Annotated in this window: 1 rRNA gene; it reads right to left on the bottom strand. The window is 48.2% G+C overall.

The annotated features are described in order from the left end of the window. Nucleotides 1-75, bottom strand: a 5S ribosomal RNA gene (rrf, locus tag RG959_RS25100); the annotation flags it as partial. Nucleotides 76-222 lie beyond the last annotated feature (147 nt).

Genomic DNA, 222 nt, shown 5'->3' with positions numbered 1-222 from the left:
ACCATCGGCGCTGAAGAGCTTAACGGCCGTGTTCGGGATGGGAACGGGTGTGACCTCTTCGCTATTGCCACCTGACTATGAAGTTTGAAAGAAGTGTTCTTTCAAAACTGGATAGAAGCGTTATTGTATGGGCAAAAACCTTTCGGTTACACGCCAAGTGTACATTGATTAAGTCCTCGATCGATTAGTATTCGTCAGCTCCATGCGTCGCCGCACTTCCAC

Source organism: Domibacillus sp. 8LH (assembly GCF_038806185.1).
GTDB classification, from domain to species: Bacteria; Bacillota; Bacilli; order Bacillales; family Domibacillaceae; genus Domibacillus; species Domibacillus indicus_A.
The sequence above is the reverse complement of the archived record's forward strand: the minus strand, read 5'-3'. Positions and strand labels throughout refer to the sequence as shown.